Source organism: Sphingobacterium sp. LRF_L2, assembly GCF_965644235.1.
In the GTDB taxonomy this organism is placed as follows: domain Bacteria; phylum Bacteroidota; class Bacteroidia; order Sphingobacteriales; family Sphingobacteriaceae; genus Sphingobacterium.
Map to the genome: position 1 here is coordinate 224,948 of NZ_CBFFRI010000004.1, position 22,996 is coordinate 247,943.

11 protein-coding genes are annotated in these 22,996 nt (G+C 39.7%); 2 read left to right on the plus strand and 9 right to left on the minus strand.

Annotated features, from left to right (window positions below):
* Positions 1 to 7: 7 nt before the first annotated feature.
* Positions 8 to 3,088, minus strand: a complete 3,081-nt coding sequence (locus ACSZOX_RS09755; RefSeq protein ID WP_437919698.1) for a SusC/RagA family TonB-linked outer membrane protein — start codon at positions 3,086 to 3,088, stop codon at positions 8 to 10.
* Between the two features lie 844 nt (positions 3,089 to 3,932).
* On the opposite strand from ACSZOX_RS09755, the gene ACSZOX_RS09760 reads away from it, so the two are divergent.
* Positions 3,933 to 4,259, plus strand: coding sequence for a helix-turn-helix domain-containing protein (locus ACSZOX_RS09760; protein ID WP_437919699.1), 327 nt, complete (start codon positions 3,933 to 3,935; stop codon positions 4,257 to 4,259).
* Positions 4,260 to 4,743: 484 nt separating this feature from the next.
* On the opposite strand, the gene ACSZOX_RS09765 is transcribed toward ACSZOX_RS09760, so the two are convergent.
* Positions 4,744 to 5,118, minus strand: coding sequence for a winged helix-turn-helix transcriptional regulator (locus ACSZOX_RS09765; protein WP_437919700.1), 375 nt, complete (start codon positions 5,116 to 5,118; stop codon positions 4,744 to 4,746).
* Between the two features lie 83 nt (positions 5,119 to 5,201).
* On the opposite strand from ACSZOX_RS09765, the gene ACSZOX_RS09770 reads away from it, so the two are divergent.
* Positions 5,202 to 6,026 carry an alpha/beta hydrolase gene (locus ACSZOX_RS09770; RefSeq protein ID WP_437919701.1) on the plus strand — a complete coding sequence of 275 codons (825 nt, stop codon included), beginning with the start codon at positions 5,202 to 5,204 and terminating at the stop codon, positions 6,024 to 6,026.
* Positions 6,027 to 6,400: 374 nt separating this feature from the next.
* Here the strand turns inward: ACSZOX_RS09770 and ACSZOX_RS09775 are convergent, their stop codons facing one another.
* From ACSZOX_RS09775 to ACSZOX_RS09805, 7 genes are read right to left on the minus strand one after another with little or no spacing between them, the layout of a single operon-like run.
* Positions 6,401 to 7,291, minus strand: coding sequence for a PorP/SprF family type IX secretion system membrane protein (locus ACSZOX_RS09775; protein ID WP_437919702.1), 891 nt, complete (start codon positions 7,289 to 7,291; stop codon positions 6,401 to 6,403).
* 2 nt (positions 7,292 to 7,293) lie between these two features.
* The gene (locus tag ACSZOX_RS09780; protein ID WP_437919703.1) at positions 7,294 to 11,814 is read right to left on the minus strand and encodes a gliding motility-associated C-terminal domain-containing protein; all 4,521 of its coding nucleotides are present in this window, start codon (positions 11,812 to 11,814) and stop codon (positions 7,294 to 7,296) included.
* 9 nt (positions 11,815 to 11,823) lie between these two features.
* The gene (locus ACSZOX_RS09785; RefSeq protein WP_437919704.1) at positions 11,824 to 13,521 is read right to left on the minus strand and encodes a RagB/SusD family nutrient uptake outer membrane protein; all 1,698 of its coding nucleotides are present in this window, start codon (positions 13,519 to 13,521) and stop codon (positions 11,824 to 11,826) included.
* A gap of 32 nt (positions 13,522 to 13,553) precedes the next feature.
* A complete protein-coding gene (locus tag ACSZOX_RS09790) occupies positions 13,554 to 16,727 on the minus strand; it encodes a SusC/RagA family TonB-linked outer membrane protein (protein ID WP_437919705.1) in 3,174 nt (1,057 codons plus the stop codon).
* Positions 16,728 to 16,744: 17 nt separating this feature from the next.
* Positions 16,745 to 18,211 carry a fasciclin domain-containing protein gene (locus tag ACSZOX_RS09795; RefSeq protein ID WP_437919706.1) on the minus strand — a complete coding sequence of 489 codons (1,467 nt, stop codon included), beginning with the start codon at positions 18,209 to 18,211 and terminating at the stop codon, positions 16,745 to 16,747.
* Positions 18,204 to 19,718, minus strand: a complete 1,515-nt coding sequence (locus tag ACSZOX_RS09800) for a RagB/SusD family nutrient uptake outer membrane protein (protein ID WP_437919707.1) — start codon at positions 19,716 to 19,718, stop codon at positions 18,204 to 18,206. The genes ACSZOX_RS09795 and ACSZOX_RS09800 overlap by 8 nt, the downstream gene beginning before the upstream one ends.
* A gap of 2 nt (positions 19,719 to 19,720) precedes the next feature.
* Complete coding sequence (locus tag ACSZOX_RS09805; RefSeq protein ID WP_437919708.1) at positions 19,721 to 22,996, minus strand: SusC/RagA family TonB-linked outer membrane protein; 3,276 nt, start codon at positions 22,994 to 22,996, stop codon at positions 19,721 to 19,723.

The following is a 22,996-nucleotide window of genomic DNA, read 5'->3' on the forward strand; positions in this document are numbered from 1 at the left end:
AATTTCTTTAAAATGTTAAGGATACTGTTGCTCCAAAATAACGTGTCGGAGGTGTCTGAGCGGTGGTCGAAACACCTATTGCATTGTTGTCATTGGCACTATAGTCAGGATCCGTGTATTCATTTGATTTCGGCACAAGAAGCAATAGATTTCTTCCCTGCACACTTACAGAAGCTCCTTTCACCCCTCGTAAACGTTCTAAAACATGAGTAGGCAATCGATAGGATAAAGAAGCTTCTCTCCATTTCCAGTAATTCCCAGACACAACATAATTACTGTACACGCCTCTATTGTATGTGCTAGAGGTCCAAAATCCTGAACCTCCGTCAGAAACTGTTATGTCCTTATTAGCTACATATTCACCGGTATTCTCATCGTAGTATGAGGAATTCGGAAAAACAAAACGTTCTCTGTTATAATATGCACTCCGTGCCGAAGCACCACTAAAGTCGAGATTACTACCTAGGCTAATTGCTGCATATTTAAAGCCTCCCCTGTATTCGAACAAAGTAGAGAATGTAAAATCTTTCCATCGCAAGTTTAAGTCAAGCCCCAAACGATGTCTCGGTGTCGTATTACCGATAATTTTGCTTTCGGAAGCTACCGAAGGATATCCCGTATTTACATCTACAATAACTCTCCCCTGATCATCCCGTGCGTAATCCGTTACAATGATCTGATTCAATTCCTTTCCTACCTGCGCATAGATTACACTACTTCCATTGATTGAAACTCGATCTAGCCCCGGATAAAGTTCCTTCAAGAGATTTCGGTTATGGGTATAGTTCCCCCCAAGGGTCAATTCCCAATCGTTAGTTCTTATCGGTGTAACATGTAACGCAGTTTCAATCCCCTTATTAGTTACCAATCCTGTATTAACAAGATAGGTGGAGTATCCCGAAGAAACAGCTATTCCTGCGGGAATCGCTTGTCCTTTTGTACGTGTATAATAAGAGGTAACCGTACCATCTATACGATTATCCCATAGTCTGAAATCAGCACCAAACTCGCTCCCGGTTGTAATCTCCGGCTTAATATCTGTTGAAACCAATTGACTACCTTGTGAAAAATAGGTGCCGTTTCCGTAACCTGTTACAGAAGAAAATGTAGCTTCCAATGAATAGGGGTCAAGATTAACATAACCGATACGCGACACCCCTCCTCTGATCTTTAAAAAGTTGAGCACACTATTATCTTTCAATCCTTCAAAAGCATCTGTGACGATAAAAGAAAGGTCTGCAGACGGATAAAAATAAGAACGGTTTTCTTTCCTAAGCACGGAGGTCCAATCATTACGGCCTGTCAAATGAAGAAATAAATAATTTTTATAACCGGCAAGGAGATCTCCCCAGAAAGCATAGGTCCGCGTAAGTGTATTTATTTCGCTAGCGCCAGCCTCACCAATCCTATTTGAAACATTGTAAAGACCAGGGATTTCTAAACCTGTGGCTGAAACATAAACATTTTTATACCTATTGCTGATTGCAGTTCCTGTTAGTGTTAGGTTAAAAGAGAAGTCATTTAGATCTTTCTTAAGCCCAATCTGCAAATCATGATTGACACGTGATTTACTGTATTCTTCGTCACTTACGCCGCCGACTAAGTTTGTACGACCAATCGTTTCCAGTGAATAATCAGAATAAGTCTGCTTTGGAGATTTGGATTTATTATCATACCAACGGTTTGAAATAGAAGGACGGTAAGTCAACTGTAACCATTCAAATGGCGTATATTTCAGTTCTATTTTAGCGGTAAGGTAGCTATTTTTCGTATCCGAACGATAGTTATCAGCTGTCCAATAAGGATTTAGATACCAAGGATTGTACCACCCGTCAGGTGTTGCAAATGGATTATTTACCCAATCCTTGTAACTCAAGAGTGGAATATTGGCAGGGGTCTGCGTTAACTGCGTATATATAGAACTCGTTGCGGACGTAATATCATACTGGTTTTCCACATAACTTGTTGCGTAATCCAGCGTGAGGTTCGGGTAGAACTTTCTGCTACCGTTAAGCCGGAATGAAACACGATTATATTTATCTCCTGGCGTAGTGCCCGTACCCGTTAAATATTGACCTGCAACATATTGTGAGGAGTTTTCATTTGCCGTAGATAACGAAATATCAGTCTGGTTATTACGACCTACATTCCAAAAGTCATAACGATCATTTAGCGCAGAATATGTTCCATATTGCTGGTCTCCGTTCTCTAACGGAAGCCCAATAGCTACTGTTGATCCATCGAAAGCTGGTCCGAACTGCTGATTTTCTTCAGGACTATAAATCTGAGCATCGGCGGTTGATCCTGCGCCGAACCTATCCTGCAATTTTGGAAAGAAACTGATGTCTTCCAATGTAAATGTATTAGATGCATTGATTACTGTCCTTCCCGGAGCTCCCTTTTTACTTGTAATCAGCAGTACGCCATTTGAACCTTCTGCACCATATGCTGCCGCTCCCGCGGCACCATTGAGTATCTGAACATTTTCAATATCTGCAGGATTTATATTATTCAGGAGATCACTGCTGACAACAGCATTATCCAGTACGATAAGTGCCGTGTTATCTCCTAGAACAGATCGATTGCCACGAAGTACCAGACGATAGTTTGGATTGACACCCGAAGTCGTTTGATTAATCTGAAGCCCCGGGACTTTTCCTTGCAATCCGCCAGCAATAGTCGGAGATTTACCCCTCGTAAGATTTTCTGCACCGATCTGAGTTGTTGCGTACCCCTGTTCCCGTGTTGATCGAAGAATCCCTCCGGCTGAAACAACGACCTCTTCAATAGCCGACTCATCCCTTACTAACGTAACATCAATAGACGACCTGCCTTTAATATCAACAGTTTGCTGGATATAACCTATATAATTAAAGGTCAATTTCCCACCATCTTTTGAATAGATGTTGTATTTTCCATTCTGATCAGTTTGCGTTGCAATAGTATTACCTACTAACCTTACGGATACACCAGACAGTGGAGCTCCATCATTGGCATACACTGTACCGGTAATTTCCTGCTGTGTTTGTCCATTTGCTCTCCAGACAAGTAATGCGGTAAATAAAAAACAAAAAACTATATACTTCATTTTAAACATGAAATTTAGAAGATGAAAGATATATCAACAGAGGCATTAAGCATGGGTATCCCCTTCGACAGACAAAATGCCCTACCGACGATATTTATTAATTAAAATAACATTTTAGTATCCTGCAGTTAACACAAAGAGTTGACTGTATTGAAAGATTGTGAAGTATAATATTGGCACATTCGTCTGATTAAAATCGAATTTTTATCGCTTAAAAACAACACAAATCGCTTTAAATACAGAATAATTAATTTTGACTGCTCAGTTTCTATGAGCTGAAGGTCTGGTACAAGTTCTCGTTTCATATATAATATAGTTTAATCTGATTTTCTATCTAGTCAACAAATTAATCCAGAAAAATAAAATCAAGAGGAAATTAATCTAGTTAACAAGTAGTCTTTAGCAAAAGTAAGCTGCTAAATATTCATTTAAAAGCATTAGGTAGCAAATCGTCGCTAAAATAAATTCCATGAGAAGATTTAATACTTACTTTATCAGTGAGAGAGATTTCAGAATTGACCTCAAAAAAAATTCACTGACTTCTGATGTAAGAACTATAGAATTCTGCTAGACAGATACGACTAAATATTAAGCACACTAATGCAACTACATAAAATATCGTTTTAGTAGAAATGATTCACAGATAGAAATGAGAAATATGCTCATTATTTAGAATCGTAAAGATCAACACGACGCATTGTAACTTTTTTTTTCCTATAGACAAGAATAAAAATATAAAAAAAATAAAATCTATAAAATTACTAGACTTTATTTTTTTTATCTATACATTTGTAAAAACCAAACAATTTCTCTAAAGTTAATATAAGTTACACTAAACAACAATATGAAGCAATTAAGATTTCCCCACATCATCGCGCGCATCAGAGAGCGGCGAAGAGAATTGAAGATTTCGCAAACAGATATTGCCAATCAACTTCACATATCTCTTAAGGCGTATCAAAATCTAGAAAAAGGCAATACAAAAATCGACCTCTATAGATTAGAACAGATCTCTATTATTTTGAAGTCTGATATCGAATTTTTCCTATCGAGTACAAATACAGATATTTACTATCTCAAAATAATAGAAGAGAAGGAAGCGTATATCACACATCTAGAGGAAAATATCAAATACTTTAAAAGAATTATAAGGGAGCATAATTTACTGTAAACACACTTTGTTGACTTTTTTCTAGATTAATGAAGATCAAAAAAGACTTATCGCTATAGGCCTTTGAACAAAGAAATTTACCTTCTTGAAAAAATAGGTAAAATTTAATTTTGAACGACAAATGTGAGCGAAGGACAACACGAAGCCAGTAAAAGAGAGAACAAGTATAATTATTCTCTATTTTGCTGGTTTATACAGCTCTTAATTATCGATACAGACTTTAAAACTCATGCTCTTTGTCGGGTTTGAATTCGATTTGGATTCATTTACTTTGGGTAGTGGCGCTGTAAACTGGCAAATAGATTTGACTCAGAATATGAGTCGATCTGCTGATTCTCTGTGGTATTTGAGATACAAGCTAATTCGACCAAACCACTTGTGGAAATCGTATTCAGGTAGTACAGATTAATTTTCCAAAGGTAATCACACAGCCCAAAACACAGTTATGCGGTTACTACATCACTTGGAGCATTGACGATATTTGCTATACTGAACAAAGTAGAATTTCTTTCCCATCGGCATAGGTTTTACCCCAATCACATAGTTTTTCTAATATAGGAACTAAATCAGCCTCCTTACTTGTAAGGATATATTCGATACCGGCTGGAACAGTTTCAGGAATTTCTCTTTTAACAAGTATTGCATGAGTTTCCAATTCTTTAAGCTGTCTGCCTAAAACCTGTTCCGAAATATTAATCAATTCACTTCTCAACAAATGGAAACGGTTATTCCCCTTAGAAATAGAATAAACAATTTGAGATTTCCAACGTCCGCTAATCATTGCAATCGCTGAATTAAGTTCACAAACCTGAAACAAAAATTGTTCATTGATTGCATTAGTAGAATTTTCTTTTCGCATAACTATCATTTTAAAGGCTAACAAATTTGTTCGTTATTGCAAACAACAAATTGCTTGCTGAATTTTGTACAAAATTACAAAATATGAGCAAGACAATATTTATAATAATTGGCTTATTGACAACATGCCTTTCATTGCGGCCACAGGAAAAATGGATCTTAAAATCGGATTATTTAACGGAACCTGACACTGTTTTGATATTTAAGCCAGACTATTACAGTAGAAATCAAAAATTTCCTTTAGTGTATCTGTTTCACGGTTATAGTGAAAACTATAATCAATGGTCGCACACCATAGATTTACAAAAACTTTCCAATCAATATGGCTTTATCATTGTTACACCTGATGGTTTTACGTCCTACTACATCAACAGTCCGATAAACAAAGGTTCACAGTATGAAGATTTTTTCTTTAAAGAATTAGTTCCAAAAGTGCATCAGTCTTTTGGTATTAACGAAGAGAATATTTTCATAAGTGGGTTGAGTATGGGTGGTTATGGCGCATTGCGGTATTTTATTTTAAAGTCCGACTACTTTAATACAGCAGGTTCTACAAGCGGCGCTTTGGAAATTGATTATCCGAATTTTCAGAAAGTAAGCCAACGGTTTTGGCGGACAGATAGAATGACGAATGATTTAATAAAGAATCTTGGAAATCCAAAAACTGAAAATTGGAATAATTACAGCATATCAACACTTCTAAAACAAAACCCCTGCTTTAAGAAAGCGTTTATCTTTGATTGTGGAAAAGAAGATATTTTATATTCAAACTCTGAAAACTTAAAGATGCTGACTGACAAATTAGAAATTCCAATAACTTTTATAAGTCAACCAGGAGACCATAATACAGAGTATTGGAAAAAGTCTATTGAACACCATTTCATCTATTTTCAACAACGTATTAAGTGATTAAAATTGGGAGTCTTTTTATCCTCCGGTAATTACAGGTTCAGTTTTAACACAGGCCACTCCCTACTTGATCGATTTAAGTGCATAAAATTTTCCTTTATCCTTAAAACTTGTTTCACTTGAGTCGTTGTCGATAGTTAACTGTGTTTTCGTTCTGAACATACATTACTGTATCTGTTTTTTGAAACATCTTTGTCTACTCTGATTATATTTCCTTCAAATAATTCTTTTCTGTTATTTATATTTAATGCATCTAGACAGATGCATTAAATATCTTAATGAATTTAGTGAAACACGATATAACTGAAAAACGGCAGCTATTTTGATTTTTTGTTGCCCGTAAGGATCATCTACATTGAGGTGAATAAATAGTCTTATAATATAGAATTTTTATTTAGGTGGTAACGAATAGAAAATTCGTGTGTCGCATTATTCAGACTTGTTAACCCATTGCTTCGTTGTCCCATTTGATAAGAATAACCGATTCGGAATTTTGCTAGGTAAAATGATGCGAGATATCCGATATCCTTGGTGTTTACATAATTAATACCTAAACCGAAGGTTCTATTTAAATAGGCTTCGAGGGAGAAATTAAACATATTTCGTTCCCCTTGAATAACCGACCACCAAGTAGCGGGCTTCAATTCGAAACTATTATCGAGAGGAATAACGGCTGCTGCATTCATACTGTAGGTTGTCTCCAAGTAAGGTAATCTATCCGTTTTTGAATGGCCAAATCGTGGTAAAGCAAGTCCAATATAATACCTGTCTTTACGAAAATACAGTACAGACAATTTAACACTAGCTACCGATTCATTGATATCCGTACGAAAAGCATAATCTTCGGGAGCTAACCGGCTATAATTTGCACGATAATTTCGAATACCTAAGCCAATGGTGGTACCCAAAAAATCGTTCTCCCCCAGTCTTACTTTAGTTCCGAAATAAGCCGAAGCATCGACACTTTTTTCTGGACCGAGCTCGTCATACACGATATCAAAACTAGCGGCTGACCTTATTTGATGAAGCGGTAATGTAACACCGATATATCCGGTTGAAGGTGCACCTTCAAATCCAACCCACTGTCTTCTTAATAAACTATATGCTTTAACACCTTCGTCAGTCAACCCGTAGGACATATTAATCGGCTCAGGAGTAGTCTGGTAATGGTTGTAAAGTGGAATTGTTTGTTGAGCCAATATCGCCATAGTATCTATGGCTAAGAATGAAATAACCAACAAGGGCATTATGATAAACTTACTCATTTTTAATACTTTAAAGAAAACCATGCTTTTATTGTCTTTTTGCCGAATTCTGTTTGCCATTCCAGTACATAATAGTATGTTCCTTCTGGTAAGCTCTTGCCTCTTTTATCCAATCCCTTAAATGAGGTTCCACTATTATCATATCCTGTAGCCCTATAGATTTCCCATCCGGATCGGTCATAAATAGAAATTGTATTTTCAGGATAACGCTGAATTTCTTCGATAAATAAGATGTCATTCACGCCATCTCCATTCGGAGAAACGGCTTTAGAAACCACAATATCTGGGGCTGCATCAATCAGGACCTGTTGAGCCACTGGATTAGCTGCTGACCAAGAAGCGTTACCTATTTGTAGTGCTGTTATTGTAACAGAGCCCCGCCCCCGAGCAGTGAGGATATTGTCGTCGATAGAAGCGATTGAAACATCGCTAGAAAGGAATGTAACAGGTAATCCTGCCGTCGAGCTCGCACTGAGCACGGTAGCAGCATCGCCAACAGTTGTTCGTTGTACCGTTTCAAATGTTATGGTCTGTATACCTTTTTCAACTTTGAGCGGCTGGACTTTATCAGCAGCGGCATTCCAAAGCAGATTACCGGGTTGAAATGCAGTAATAACAACTTCTCCGGCTTCATTGACGATGAGTCGATTATTGACAACGGAGACAATCGACGGGTCTGAACTTTTGAAAAAGACAGGTAGACTAGAAGAAGAGTATGCAATAGGTTCAATTGGAGGTGATCCCACAGCAGTATTGTCTATCGATTGAAAATCGATTTCTTGATCCTGTTTTGCCGTTTGTTCTAGAATGACATGTGGCTGTTCTATTTCCATACCATTTCCTAAGTAATAACCTGGATGGGGAGGTTGATTGTAGCCGCTATTCTGCCAGGAAATCGCTACGCGATATTGTGGGTCGTGCATTAACGTATACAGCTTATGCGCTGTGATGGTCGTTGTGCTAAATAATAATAATTTTTTACTATCATTTGACCTGAAAATTACCTCTTCGCGCCAATCGCCAAGAATATCGGCACTCAAACCCGGGGTTGCCTTTGTACTGTTGTTGGAGACTGCTCCATAGGACGAAAAGGATCTTAGGCGATTGGAAGTACTGTTGTTGTAATTCCACTTATCGATGTTCACATCGTCTAGCAATTCGCGGGAAAGATCTCCATCCCACCAGATGCCGAAATTGGAAGAAGAAGGCTTTCGGGGAGAGATAAGCTCACCTTTGATATTGTAAAGCCCTCCGACCGGCCCCCACACCTCATAACCGGGGTAACGGGGATCAATGTCTGCTGCCATAGCACGCCCAATATCACGTCCTTCACCATCGACACCAAAAATAATTTCTCCAGTTGCAGCATCACGAAGATTGAGACCATAAATACCGTAGTTGGACGGATCTTCCTGTGGTTGCCAAATCAATTGTCTCTCACGGGATGGATCCATTTTACTGACATGGAGAGCATCTCCATGTCCAAGTTGTGTGGTATGAAGTTTTTTTCCGTTGTCATTTATAACGCTAGCTCCATTTATGATTTCATCCTTTCCATCGTTATCCACGTCCGCCACTGACATCTGATGATTTCCCTGTCCCGCGAAAGTTTCGTTTCCTTTATCATTGCTATCAAATGTCCAGCGGTGAGTCAGCTTTCCATCTCTAAAATCCCAAGCGACTCGTACCAAACGGGTATAATATCCCCTTCCAAAAACCATACTTGGACGTTCACCGTCTAGATAAGCTACCGCAGCTACAAAACGATCTACACGATTGCCATAGTTGTCACCCCAACTTGAAATTGAGCCACGTTCAGGAATATAATCCACCGTCGCCAAGGCCTTGCCTGTTGGGCCATGAAATACGGTCAAATATTCTGGACCTGAAAGGATATATCCACTTTCTTCACGATAATCTGCATCAGCATCTCCAATAACATTCCCAACACCGTCCATTGTGCCATCAGAAGTGCGCAACGCGACCTCTGCCTTTCCGTCGCCATCAAAATCGTACACCAAAAACTGTGTATAATGCGGTCCTGAACGAATATTCTTACCTAAATCAAGACGCCAGAGTTGAGTTCCATTTAATTTATAGGCATCTATATAGACCGATCCCCGTTGACCGGGTAAATTATCGCCACTATTTGATGGGTCCCATTTCACAACAATCTCGTATTCACCATCTCCGTCCAAATCTCCAACGCTAAGATCATTGGCACTATAGTTATAGGTTTCTCCGTTGGGTGTTATTCCATTTGGAGGAATATTCATGTTGATGGCCAAATGACTTTCAGTCCAGACAGACACAGGAGAAGAACTTTCCAATTCTTCCTCTCCTATAACGGTCTTGACTACATAGTGGCCGTCGACGGCTGTCCTATCTACATAATTTGTCGCATCCGTTATCGGTATATCATTGATCTTTAGGTTGTCGCGATAAATATTAAATGCAATACCCTTATCATCAGTTGCCAATAAACGCCAGCTTAGAAATATAGATTCTGGGTCTGATCTTATCGCGATGAGGCCTCTGTCCAGTTTTTCCATACGCTTCGCTTTTGTTACAACTTCATCGGGGATAGACTCTTCTTCTTCTAATTCTGCTTCAGGAATAACAACCTGTAGATGGTACCTATAGTTGTAAAAAACATTATTCTTCAGGTAACTCACATAGGGTTTAAAATCTTGACCAATTGCCAATGACAAATTAGCCGAAGGTTCGTCAATTCCAACAGTAACATCGTCCTTGTTTAATTCGACAAAAGCTTCCTGATCAACATTCTTGCGCCAGATACGTGCAACTGTACGTCCTGATCCATTACTTATCCCATCAATAGCACCTACAGTTACATTCCCCAGTGAATCCGAGGCAATGTTTACATCCGTACTTTGACGATCAGAGAGCACACCTTTAACTGTCCAACCTATAGTTGAAAGCCCTGAAGCTATCACAGTTGTTTTACTCGCTTTTCCAGAACCTCCATCCATGTAAGCTATGTACAGGGTATCTCTGGTTACTGTAAGTGTACTGAACCGAGCACCTGTAGTAATGGCCCCTGTAGAGGGAATCGTACCCGGAATAGCAACGGGGATCCACTGATTGTCATTCCCCAAACTTTTTAAGGTCAATTGCCCTGTACTGGCAGTACCCGGTATATAAAGAACATAGGGCATATTCGTTGATCTATCAATACCTATATCTGGACTAGAGGAACGGACACCATCTATACTGCTCCCCAATTGCGTCCATGATTCGTTTGTGTATCGCTGAGCTATGGGACCATTCGCTGTGAGATAGACAACGTAGGGTGTATGTTCGGTATCGAAGGCCAATGCATGATTACGTGCAGCCGCATTCTGCAAGTTTACAACTGCGGTACTTCCTGAAGCAAAACCTAGAGTTTGCCAGTTTTCTTTATCGAAGTCGAATCGTTGAACGACCAACCTTGCTCCATTGCTGACATCCACATAGCTGATATATACATCTCCCTGATCGTTTTTCCATAATCGCGGATGTGTAATGTTCGTAGAGAAATTATCGGAAACGCTATCCCAATTTTGTCCATTTCTAACTTTAACCTGCAATTTACCATTTAGCGTAAAAGCACTAAATACAATAGTTTTATCATTTTTTATTGTTGCTATCGTCGATGAATAAGCAATACTACCACCAGCAATCTGTCTATCTCCATCGAGGTCTTCCCAACTTCCCAATAGAATATCCTCTCCTAAAATTACGCCCAAACGATTAAGACCTTCGTATACTTCTTCTGCATTTTGCAATGCACCCGCCCTATTCGTATGTGTATGGTCGCCAGATACAAAAAGAGAAGTTACAGCGGAAGCACCCAATTGATCGTATTTATTTGCTACCAGGTTATTTAAATCAATAAAAGCAATACCCTCATTCGATGCAATCTCCCGAGCCCATTTCCCATAATCTTCGTTCGCTCTTACCACCGCACCATTTGAAAAAATATTACGCGGAACTGGTGACAGTACCACAGGAATGGCCCCTTTTTCTTTAGCCTGCCTTACAAACTGTCTAATATACCAGCCATAGGTATGGACAGTCTCTGTCTGATTTGTTTTACTATTTAATACCACTTCTGTATTATTTCCTGTGCCTTTTAAGCTCGCCTTTGGATATACAGCATCATTTATACTTCCGGCATCGTTATGACCAAATTGTATAAGAAACAGATCGCCAGACTGCACCGTTTCGATAACAGCAGCAAGATGCCCTTCCGTATAAAAGGTTCGGCTACTCTGGCCCGCAATTGCCCTATTGATAACTTCTAATGTATTATATTCATCCCAATCCCGAAGAACATTTCCCCATCCCCATGCAGACAGTGGGTCTGTGGAGTTACCCCCACTCACCGTCGAGTCGCCAATCAAAACAATACGTTGCTTTGGCGTGGAAAAAAATGCGGATAACACCATAATTACGGGTAAAGCTATGCCTATAATCAGAATTTTCAACACTCTGATTTTCTTATGTATATAGTATTTCATTTGTTTATTCTATTGAAATGGTAAGTACCAATTTTCTATGTTAAGAAGCTTTTGATAAATTTCGTTTGCTAACGGATTTTCATCTTTTTCTAATTTGTCATAAATGCGACGTGCCAGGAATTCGGGTTGATTACGGCGTTTTGCGATACGGACCAGATCTGCCCATCGGTTACCTTCAAAAGCAAGTTCCAATCCAGCCTCGTTAATAAGAGCATCTTCGAGTGCTTCCATATCATTTTTTAAGTTGCTATTCAAGCTTTTTAGATAAGCCCTATTTCTTATCCCTGTATTCTTATACCATGTCGCACGATAATAAGGCGCTCCTGTCGTTCCGCTATTCCGTGCATCGAAGTCGAATGGTGCAGGCAAAAAGGTTTGCTGCACATTGGTTTTGTCTGACAAGGACGTGTCATCATACTCTGTACCGATCCCATTGTTTAACAATGCATAAGCGAGACGGCCATATCCCACTCTATTTGCAGCCTCTGCAAATCTTAAGTGCAAGGATGCTGCACGTGCAAGATGCCAATTGCCCGACTTATTCAATGGCAATAGAGGGTTGTAACTATAGGTGTATTTTTTAACTACCGGACCTTTCGCCTCAATCGTATAAGAAAACATACCGCGCGCATCAAATGGGAATCCGTTATGCTGTATTTGCGAATTCCACGCCGAGATCGCCTTATTGGATGGTTTTAATTGATACGCTCCACCGGAAGATTCAAATAAAGAAACAAAAGGAAATTCAGGCTCAAAACTGTTGTTAAAAGGTATACTCCACAACCATTCTGAATTCCACAAATCATCCCTACTTCGGCTAAAGATAGAACGCCAACCTTGGCTATTATTATTAATCAATGAATTAAAGTCCTGTTCTCTATAACGTATGTACCCTACAGATAAATCATTGTTTGTTACCACATCAGAGAAAATAATCTTATACAAGTCCGTATTTGTATCTCCGCCTGTCTCCATTACCTTACGATAGTGAACAGCAGCTTCTGTATAGCGAGATGTCCAAAGATAGAGTTCGCCCAATAGCAGATGTTTGTTTACAAAGATCTTATCGGTATAAATGCCATCTATATTGAGTAACAGGGACGATCCAGTACTATATGCTTCAAGTGTAGGAAGATTACTGGTAAAAGTAACTAAGCTATCCAACAGTACATCAAATCCTATTTTGTCCTTTTTGTTTATTGTAGTAAGATCAATCGGATCCTGTACATTTTCTGTAATATAGGGTACTGTTCCATAGTGAATCCCCAACTGTAAATATATCCACGAACGAAGTGCGCCTATATCCGAATAACGCTGCGCAAATTCATTTTGCGACAGTCTGTTTTCTTTTTGCATTTTCCGAAAATGATATAAGGCATCATTACAGGAAAATATTACCTTATAGAAAGTACGCGGATCGGTATAAGAATTCCCAGGTAGGACTGTGTGGTTATTAATCTGTTGGAGCTCGGGTACTGTATTTTCGGTAACGGTCAATAAGTCCGCACGCAATTCATTTAAAATAACATACTGTTTCGCCAAGCTGGCAAATTGGCCATAAATGCCTAGAACAGCTGCATCTGCATCGTTTAAGTCTTGGTACATATTTTCTTCCGCGACAACCTCTCCGGGAGCTAGATCGAACGTATTCTTGCAGGAATGAAATATGACAAGAAACAATAACGCTATGTTGAATATTATTTTCATATTATAAGTCTAGATTATCATAAATTATTGTACTATAGTCCGACCCTAAGACCGAATTGAATGGATTTCGTTATAGGCTCTGTGGGCGTATCTGTACCCTGCGTCCACAACTGTCCGGAGTTGTTGAATTCAGGATCAAATCCATTGTATTTTGTCCATGTAAACAAATTGCTGGCGCTTAAGGTCAAATGCACATAGCGAATAATCTGATGTTTCAGATTCCATTTATAGGTAATACTGATATTTTTTAAACGGAGATAACTCCCGTCCTCAATCCATCGATCGGAAAACCGATCATTTGCCAAGGTTATATCTGATCCTAAACGCGGAAGTTCAGCCTCTTGATCTTCCTGCTGCCACCTGTTGTACTGCAGCGTAGTTTGGTTATATTCCCGGCTACCCGATTCTAAAATAGAACGAGTATAGTTATAAATATCGTTTCCTACCGAAAAGGTTAAAAACGTTTGAAAAGACCAGTTTTTGTAAAAGAAATTATTAGAAAGACCTCCAAAATAATCGGGGTTTGGATTACCTATAACTACTTTATCGGCCTCATCGATAACCCCGTTACCATCTCTGTCATTAAACCAAACATCTCCAGCCTGAAAAGAGCTATACAATCCATTTTCTTGCCGCGCACGCAGACTGAGTTCTTCTGCGTGTGCCTGCGAGCTTATGATTCCATTTGTCTTATAACCATAAAATAGATTAGGAGCAGCACCATTTTGCACGATAAGCTCGGCCCCGGAATAGCTGTGTACAATTTCCTCCGGTAGCTTGTGGATGCGACTTTCGTTGTGGGCGATTGTCAGCCCGGCGTCCCATTTCCATGTACGGTTTATAATACGTCCATGCAGGTCAAGCTCTACTCCATGGTTTTTAATAGATACCCCGTTGACCAGCATATTGTCCAATCCATTGCTATTTTCGAGTTGCTTGTAGTAGATGCCATTTGAACTCTGATGGCTATACCAATCAAAAGCCAACTGAAATCTCTCAGAAAATAACGATGCATCCAATCCCAAATTAAATTTGCGTACTGTTTCCCATTGGAGGGATGGGTTGCCGATATTTCCTCTGACAAGCCCTTGAAATCCCAGGAAATTTTGAGAAACATAATAGTTTTTCGCATTATAATTGCCGATGTCGTCCAGTCCATTCCAACCAAGGGATGCTCTTATCTTCAGTAGATCAATACCATCGCTCTGTGCTAAAAATTTTTCGTTAGAAATTAACCACGATGCTCCGAAAGCCGGTAAAATTGCATAATTATTCCCATTAAATCGTACACCGTCAGTCGACTCTTTGCCAAAACGCGACGATCCATCTCCATTAAAAATCGACTGTACAAAATATTTACCTTTGAAATTGTAATTAAGTTGAACAAAGGTGTTCAACCAATTATTATGTCCGATCCCCCCTCCTACTTCCCTCAGATAAGGGACACCATTTCCAACAGTAACAAGATCGTCAGTTGCCCCGTTAAAATCTTTTACATAATCATCCTCAATTTCGACATTTTGGAACCGAAACCCAGCCTGTAGGTCTAAGAAATGCTGTTGGCGCCATTGGTTGTTGTAAGAAAACTTAGTTTCGTTGAATAGCGCATTGTATCTATTTACACGGGATCCCAAACGGCTCTGTATCACTGCTAGGTTTGTTTCTTCATCGGCAACACCATAATTTGGAATAAATATATTTTCCCGGATCTTGTTATACTGTAAATTGCCTAATGTATGCAAGCTAATTTTGGGATTGATCTTGTAAGTAAAACCAAAATTTCCGTTGAAACGATAATTTTTATCAGACTCATTGGCCTTCTGAATAAGCGCTAATGGATTGCCTACATTAAAAATATCGACATCGGATAAGTTTGGCGAAAATACCCCAGAAGCATTCAGCTCATGTGTTGCAGTAAATGGTGATTTCACTAGTGCCAAAAAAATGGGATTACTCAAGCCATTGGCGCCTTGGTCTTTTAATTGCTGTTCAGTGTACCCCAGTGAGATTCCAATAATTGCACTCAATTTACGTGTTAGATTGAGGTGGGCATTAAACCGCGTTTGATAATTTTTACGTCCAGTTTCTTTTGTTACCCCTTCTTGATCGGTATAACCGAGAGACAGGGAATATCTGGCAATATTATCTCCTCCTGTTACATTCAAATAATGTTGTTGTGCTATTGCATTTCTAAAAATTTGCTTCTGCCAATCGGTCTCGTTAGCATAAGTGTAATACGTAGATGACTCAGGGTCGTTATTTAAATATGGGCGACTGTTAATGTAATCAGCACTGTATCCCTGAGCTTTATAAAGGTCTGCCAGGTAAGTTCTAAATTCAGACGCATTTAAAAGAGGGAATGAAGAAGGCGCGAAATCCAGCGATAGATAAGAAGCATAATCAATTCTTGTACTCAATTCTTTTGCTGCACGTGTTGTGATGCGAATCACCCCATTTCCACCCTTCACGCCATAGGAATTTAGCGCATCTTTGATAACGGCTATCTCCTGGACATCCTTCAGGTCGATATGCTGTAAAGCATTGAACTGATGGCCTGAAATAAGGCTATTACCGTAGGAAAAGTTATCATAAATTGCTCCGTCAACTACTATTAAAGGCTGACGGCTGCCATAAAGAGAATTTGTACCTCGGATATTAAGCATCCCTCCGATTCCTGGACTACCGGACCTTCTGGTTACTTGCAGACCTGAAACTCTCCCCTGAAGAGAACTTTCAAGAGATTCCTTTTGATTAAGCCATCTGTTTTCCAAAACCGGACTTCCTATACTGGATGAAATATCCGCACGACTCTCTTTTTTTAGGATGTTATCCACATGGGCAAACAACGAATGCTGTTCTTCTTTCAGTAACTGCACCACTATTGTATCATCAGCTAAGAACAGTTGTTTCTTTTCATGAAATCCATCGGCGGCGGCGGAGATCAGTAAAGAGGGAGACGTTGTTTTAAAAATAAAGCTTCCATTTTTACCCGTATGAATCTCGCTATCTTCAACGCGTAATCTAGCCCCCTCAATAAGCTGCTTATTATTGGCATCAATAACGATCCCTTTAAATACAACAGAATCTTGCTTATTATTTATCCATACAGCCGGTAAATCGTTGGCTTTCGTTTCTAAACCTCCAATCGTGGTAAGAACGCCCGCAAACAGAATATAACGCCAAACAATATTATTAGATATGTTCATTTTGTCTTTCTTATATTTTAATCGAAAACGGGTATCAAACGTAAATAATCCAGTGATAAAGTGTTCTGTCCTGTCGTTCCCGTATTTGCTGCTATCAAGTAAAAATTAAGGTCTCCGAATCCGGATGTTGTAAACTCCCCGATATATACTTCATCATAATTTTGCAGTCCGACAGACTGGTAAGGAAATACTTCCAGCTCGGGATTTCCTATTCCCAATCGTTGTGTAAAAGATACGGTCTGACTATCATCTATCCCTGCAACAGCCCTCCAATAGACTTTATATTTTGCACGCGGAACATTTTTTAAATGGTAGTGGATGTGAAATTTGGGTATAAGATGACCATATACCATGATATCACTAAAGGTACTTCCATCGGGATTAGCTTTCCTTCTATAGAATGTGGTGGCCGCCTTGTCCGTCCGACTAAAGCCTGTAGGATTTTCCCCTTCTATCTTTATTACAGGAAATTTCTGTTCTAGCAGTATATCGTATGCCGACAAAACATATACGCGTCCGTTACTCAATTGATACGTTTCTGCGACAGCCAAGGGGTCGATCTTGACCTTCGCGCCACTTGTAGCCTCTAGCACACCTGAAAGTTCTGTGAGCGAAATCAATCCTTCTACAGCAAAATCTTTAAGTACACTATATCCTGTTAAGCGGTAAAGCGAATCAGCTGAAATACCACTATAATAAGAAGATAGTTTATTGAAGGAGCTTTGGAACACATTATTCTGAAGGACGAAGTAAGTGAATTGTTTGGATTCATCTTTCAAATTGGCGATACTATCCAAATAGACATTTGCCACTTTTTTCTCGCTATTTTCGTCATAGACTGCTTCTCCCGTATTTGCATCTACTCCAATCTGAAGGGCTGATCGCTCGTCAAAAAGTAAAGTGTCTAAACTTTCTATCCAGTTTTTTTGTAAACTGGCATCGCCATATTGGGATAAAAACTGCCAGATATTATCTTGAGGAAAAACCGGACGATCAACAATATGCAATACACCATTGCGTGCACTTTTGTCAGCCCCAATTATGTTCGCTTCCTCAAATGTCACATTGGATACATTCGCAAACTTTCCATCCAACTGCTGGATACGCAACGTAGCATTCAACTCTGCTGTTTGATAGCGGAGAGTAGAGATATGATGTGCCAAAAGACTTTTGAGCAGGGTATTATTTTCTTTAATTTCCGTAGGCAGAGCGGTTACATGCTCATTATCCAATGCCCATACGGTAACGCTAGCAGCCTGTTTTAACGTATCATCAAGTCCCGTTTGTTTGAGAAGTGTAGCGAATTCACTTAGAGATGGGTCTCTTTCTATCAGATTCCATATTCTTTCACCTTCGCTAGAGCCGGTTGGATATTCATTCCAGGGTTTACATTGGATAAAAAACAAAAGTGTAGAGGCAAATAGAAAAATAGCTGATAACAAAAAATACCGGGGCTTATATTGTTCTTTTGATAATCTATTCATAAAATGGATTCTGCTTTAATGATTTGTCGATTAATAATTCGGATTCGTTCACAGGTAAGTAATGGCTATCTTTATCTTGGTATTTAACCATCGCTGATTGCTGTCGTTCAGGCGGTACAGCAACAGAGACCATATTGATCAAAAGATGCAAATTTCTGTAATTATCTCTTTTTGCATTGCGTAATACATCGTACCATCTTTTCCCCTCAAATGCAAGTTCGCGAGCGCGCTCTTCTAAAATGTACTCGGTTATTTCTTCCGTTTGACTAGCGGCAAGCTCCCGATGTGTAGTCTCCAAAGCCTGTGCTCTGGTACGGATGACCTCTACTATATCAAGGGCTTCCTGTCCTCTATTTACTTGTGCACAAGCTTCCGCTTTAATAAGTAGAAGTTCTGCATAGCGGTATACAGGCCAATGTGCAAAGGACTGGTCGACCGTACGTATACCTGTTTGCGTATCATTGCCAAGATATTTCCAAATGCTGTTATCGGTTGTTCTTACGGCGCTGTATTCCCCTCGGATATCTTTCAATAATGGATCATCATAATTTACGGTATATATTTCCTCCATCACCCGTTCAGAGGCGATCAACTTCCTACGTGTGGTTGTGAAAATGGGATAAAATGTATTTAACTTTTGCTCATCATACTGAAACTCAAATATACTTTCTGCTGAATTTCCATTTGCATACAACGTAGTATACCAACCTGCATTCCCTTCAATCAATCCAAAATTCCCTGAATTGATCACAATATCTGCAGCATTTATACAGTCTTCATAACGCTCGGCCCAGAGGTATACATCCGCTAAAATAGTTTGTACCGCATAATAAGTCAACCTTCCCTTATCAGTGGTCACACCACCATAGGTCTTCATAATATTCAACGATGCATCTTCTAGATCCTTGATAATCTGTGCCAGGACTTCTTCTTTTGTACTTTTTGGGACAGGCTGTATATCCTCGTCAGTGGTTGTGGCCGTTAGTTTTAAAGGCACTTCCCCAAACGTACGAAGCAAATAAAAATAAAGTAGCCCACGAAGAGCCTTTGTTTCAGCAAGATAAGCTTTTAGGCTACTTTCCGTGAATGTATTATCACTTTGTAAGGCATCTGGAGCGAAATCGATTACAGTATTACAGTAATTAATTGATCTGTATACCGCCCCCCACTTTGTTAAACTATTTGCTGCCAGAATATTTACGTTCACTATTTCCTGCTCATCGGTAGAAATACCGATCCCAGGACTTACCATATCGGCACGTAGTTCGCCCCATAAAAAAAAGTATTCCGAAAGAGGCCTGTCAGAAACACCGGCTGGAGCCCCTAGCAACGAGGCATAACATCCTAAAACAGCTGCATGGACCTGTTCTTTGGTTTGCCAAAATTCTTCTTTAATTACTGCATTCTCGGGTGACAGATCCAACCATTTCGTACAGGATAAGAATCCTGCACTCAAAAAAAAGCAGATAACTATTTTCATTTTATTCATAGATCTCTTATTATTCATTTTTAAAATCTAACGTTTGCTCCAAAAGTGATAGAAACAGGAGTAGGAGTCATCGATTCGTCTACTCCAATGGAAAACGGTCCTGTAATACGCGTACTGATTTCAGGATCTTGTCCTGTATATCTGGTGAAGAGCAATAGGTTCTCGCCCGTAAGGTATAGACCTACACCTTTTAGGTTTGCTTTCTTCAACCATTCCTTTTTTAGATCATATCGGACGGTAAGTTGGCGCAAACGTAGAAACGTACCATCTTGCACGTATCTGCTAGATCCTAACCAATTATAGCCTGTATTATAGACAGCTCTTGGGATATCTGTTACATCGCCTTCCTTTCTCCATCTCCTAAGTACGGCCGTACTTTGGTTGTCGAAATTGTACATATTTGTTGTCTCCATCTCGGTAGCATTGATGACATCGAACTTATACCTAAAGTTGAAAAAGGTGATCAGTTTCCAGTTTTTATAAGTCAAGGTAGTACCGAAACCGCCAGACAGTCTGGGATTGGTATTCCCCAAATAAACGATATCTCTATAGTCGATCGTGCCGTCGTGGTTAACATCCTCGTATTTTGCATCTCCCGGCTGAAAAATATAATCAGTCGCCGGGTAATTAAAACGCATGTAGATAGGGTCTCCATTTAAGCCGATGATACGATTGCCATTCTTATCTCTTGCCAGTGTTGCTTCTTCATCAGCATAAACGCCCTGATAACGGAAACCATAAAAGGAACCGAAAGGATTGTTTTCCTGCAGTACAGCTTTAAATATTCCATTGGTAGTAATTTCTTTTACATTCTCTCTGGGATATAAATCAGAAATAGAGCGTATTATATTTTCATTATGCGAGAGGTTGAAGTTGACATCCAACTGCCAATCTTTATTTTTCCAGGGCGTTGTGAATACCGATATTTCCCATCCCTGATTATCCATCGTTCCCACATTCATATCAACATTATTATATCCGGAATAGGTCATTAACGCCAACTCTGGGAAAAACAGATCGCTGGTCCTGTTGCGATAAAGCTCTGCATCGACATTTAACTTATTATTGAACATCACTAAATTAAAACCCACATTCTGACCTGTAACGGTTTCCCACTTGAGGTTACGAAGTTCAAGGTTTCGTGCATATACGGCAGCTTCCCCTTGATACGTCCAATCAAAATTAGTATAGGTGCTAAAGTAAGTGTAGTCGCTCTTTGGCGCATTTCCTGCTTGTGCGTAACTTAACCGAAAACTAAGATCATCCAGAAAAGACAGGCCTTTCAAGAAAGATTCGCCAGAGGCGCGCCAGCGCAGGGAAATTGCCGGAAAGAGCCCGAATCTATTTTCGGGACCAAATTTGGAATTGCCATCAACCCTTAACGCAGCATTAACCAAATAGCGATCATCATATCCATATTGTGCATTCCACAAACCCGCAATAGATCGCGCCTGTATCTTTTGCGAATAAATTGTCAAATCTTCATTTGCCGTACGTGACGGACTACTGGGATCGGGTAAAAAAACTGATGCCGTATTAGATGTAAGTGCATATTGGTTATAATACGTATAGTCTGAGGTCTGAAAAGAAAGCAAAGCCTGAAGTTGATGCCGCGGATCTCTAAAACTTGGCGTATAGACTAAATTCGTTTTCGAATCTACTTTATAGGTATCATAATCCTCGTCAGAGGCCCGGTTAACGACAGTTTCAACAATAGGTCGACCTGTTGCTGTCTGCGGCAGAAAAGTATTTGTCTTGCTACTGTTCACATCAAAAAGTATATCTGATGTGGCAACCAGCACTTGCGGAATTAAGTCGTAACGCACATTAAACTTGGGTGTTATACGTTCGCTCAGCACACGGTTTGTAGCTGTATTAGCAAAGGCGACTGGATTGTACGTGCGCGGATATGTTCCTTGAATATTCTCTATCGGGGAGAAATAATTAGGTGTCTGGTTTCCCTGTTCGTCAAATTCGTAAACCGCCATATTGGGCATTTTCTTGTAAGCGACATTCAAGACATTTTTAGCATATAACTTAGCATTATCTACGCGGGTGTATGCAATATCTGTACGAAACGACAGCTTGTCAGAAACGCTATAATCTAAATTGACACGGCTGTTGATGCGTTTTAAACCAGTACCCAAGGTAGTTCCCTTTTGATCAAAATACCCAATAGAGGCGAAATATTTTGTTCGCTCTCCTCCTCCTGAAAGGGATAAATTATTATCAAGGACATAGCCTAACTGCGTTACCTCCTTTACCCAGTTTGTGTTGTTACTGTAATTGTAATAGTTATAGGGGTCCCTGATATCGTAGGCGAATTCTTTGTATGTCTCTGTGTTCAATGCAGAACCGTTTCTATTCATATACATTTCGGGGATAAGCTGCGAGTACTGATCGCCGCTAAGCATGGACAGTGGCTCCCGATTGGTATTAAGCACGGTTCTTAAACTGTAGTTGAGCGACGGAGTGCCCTCTTCTCCCCTTTTTGTATTGATGATCAAAACGCCATTGGCGGCCCGGGACCCCCATACTGCTGTAGCGGCGGCATCTTTCAACACTGTTATATCCAAAATATCGGAAGGTGCTATATTTAGCAGTTGGGCATATCCTTGTTCATTTGCTGTACCGAAAGAGAAATCTGAGGGAACGGTGGTTTCGTAAGGCATTCCATCTACAACGATCAGTGGATCAGAACCTGAGTTGATAGAAGAAGTACCTCTAATCCGTATCTGCATACCTGCGCCGGGATCTCCGGAACTCGATATAATGTCTACTCCTGATAACCTCCCTTGTAAAGCCTGATCTATACTTACAGACGGCAATTCTTCCAAGTCCTTTGCATTGATCGTTACAACGGAGGTCGTAAGGTTTCTTTTATCGATATTCAATCCCGTTCCATTATTTATAGGCTTCCCTCTTTTGCTGCTTATGGTTATCTCATCAATCTGCTTACTGGATTCTTTCAGCACGGTTACATTACCTACTTTATCTATCGAAGTATGTAGCGTATTGTACCCTATATATGAAAAAACGATATTATTTTTTTGATCGGAAACAGGCAGTACGTACAATCCATTTTGATCGGTTGAAGTAGCGTTAACTGTACGGTTCGAAAGATCCGCTTCGACTACAGACACCCCAACAAGTGGTACGCCGTCTGCCCTGGTCACCTTTCCTCGCTGCATGAGTGTCTGTTGAGAAAAAATAGGCATAGCGGCAAACATGGCACAAAGTGTTAAGATTAGCCTGTTAAACCTCCAGCTAGTTATGGTATTAAAAGAGTATTGCAT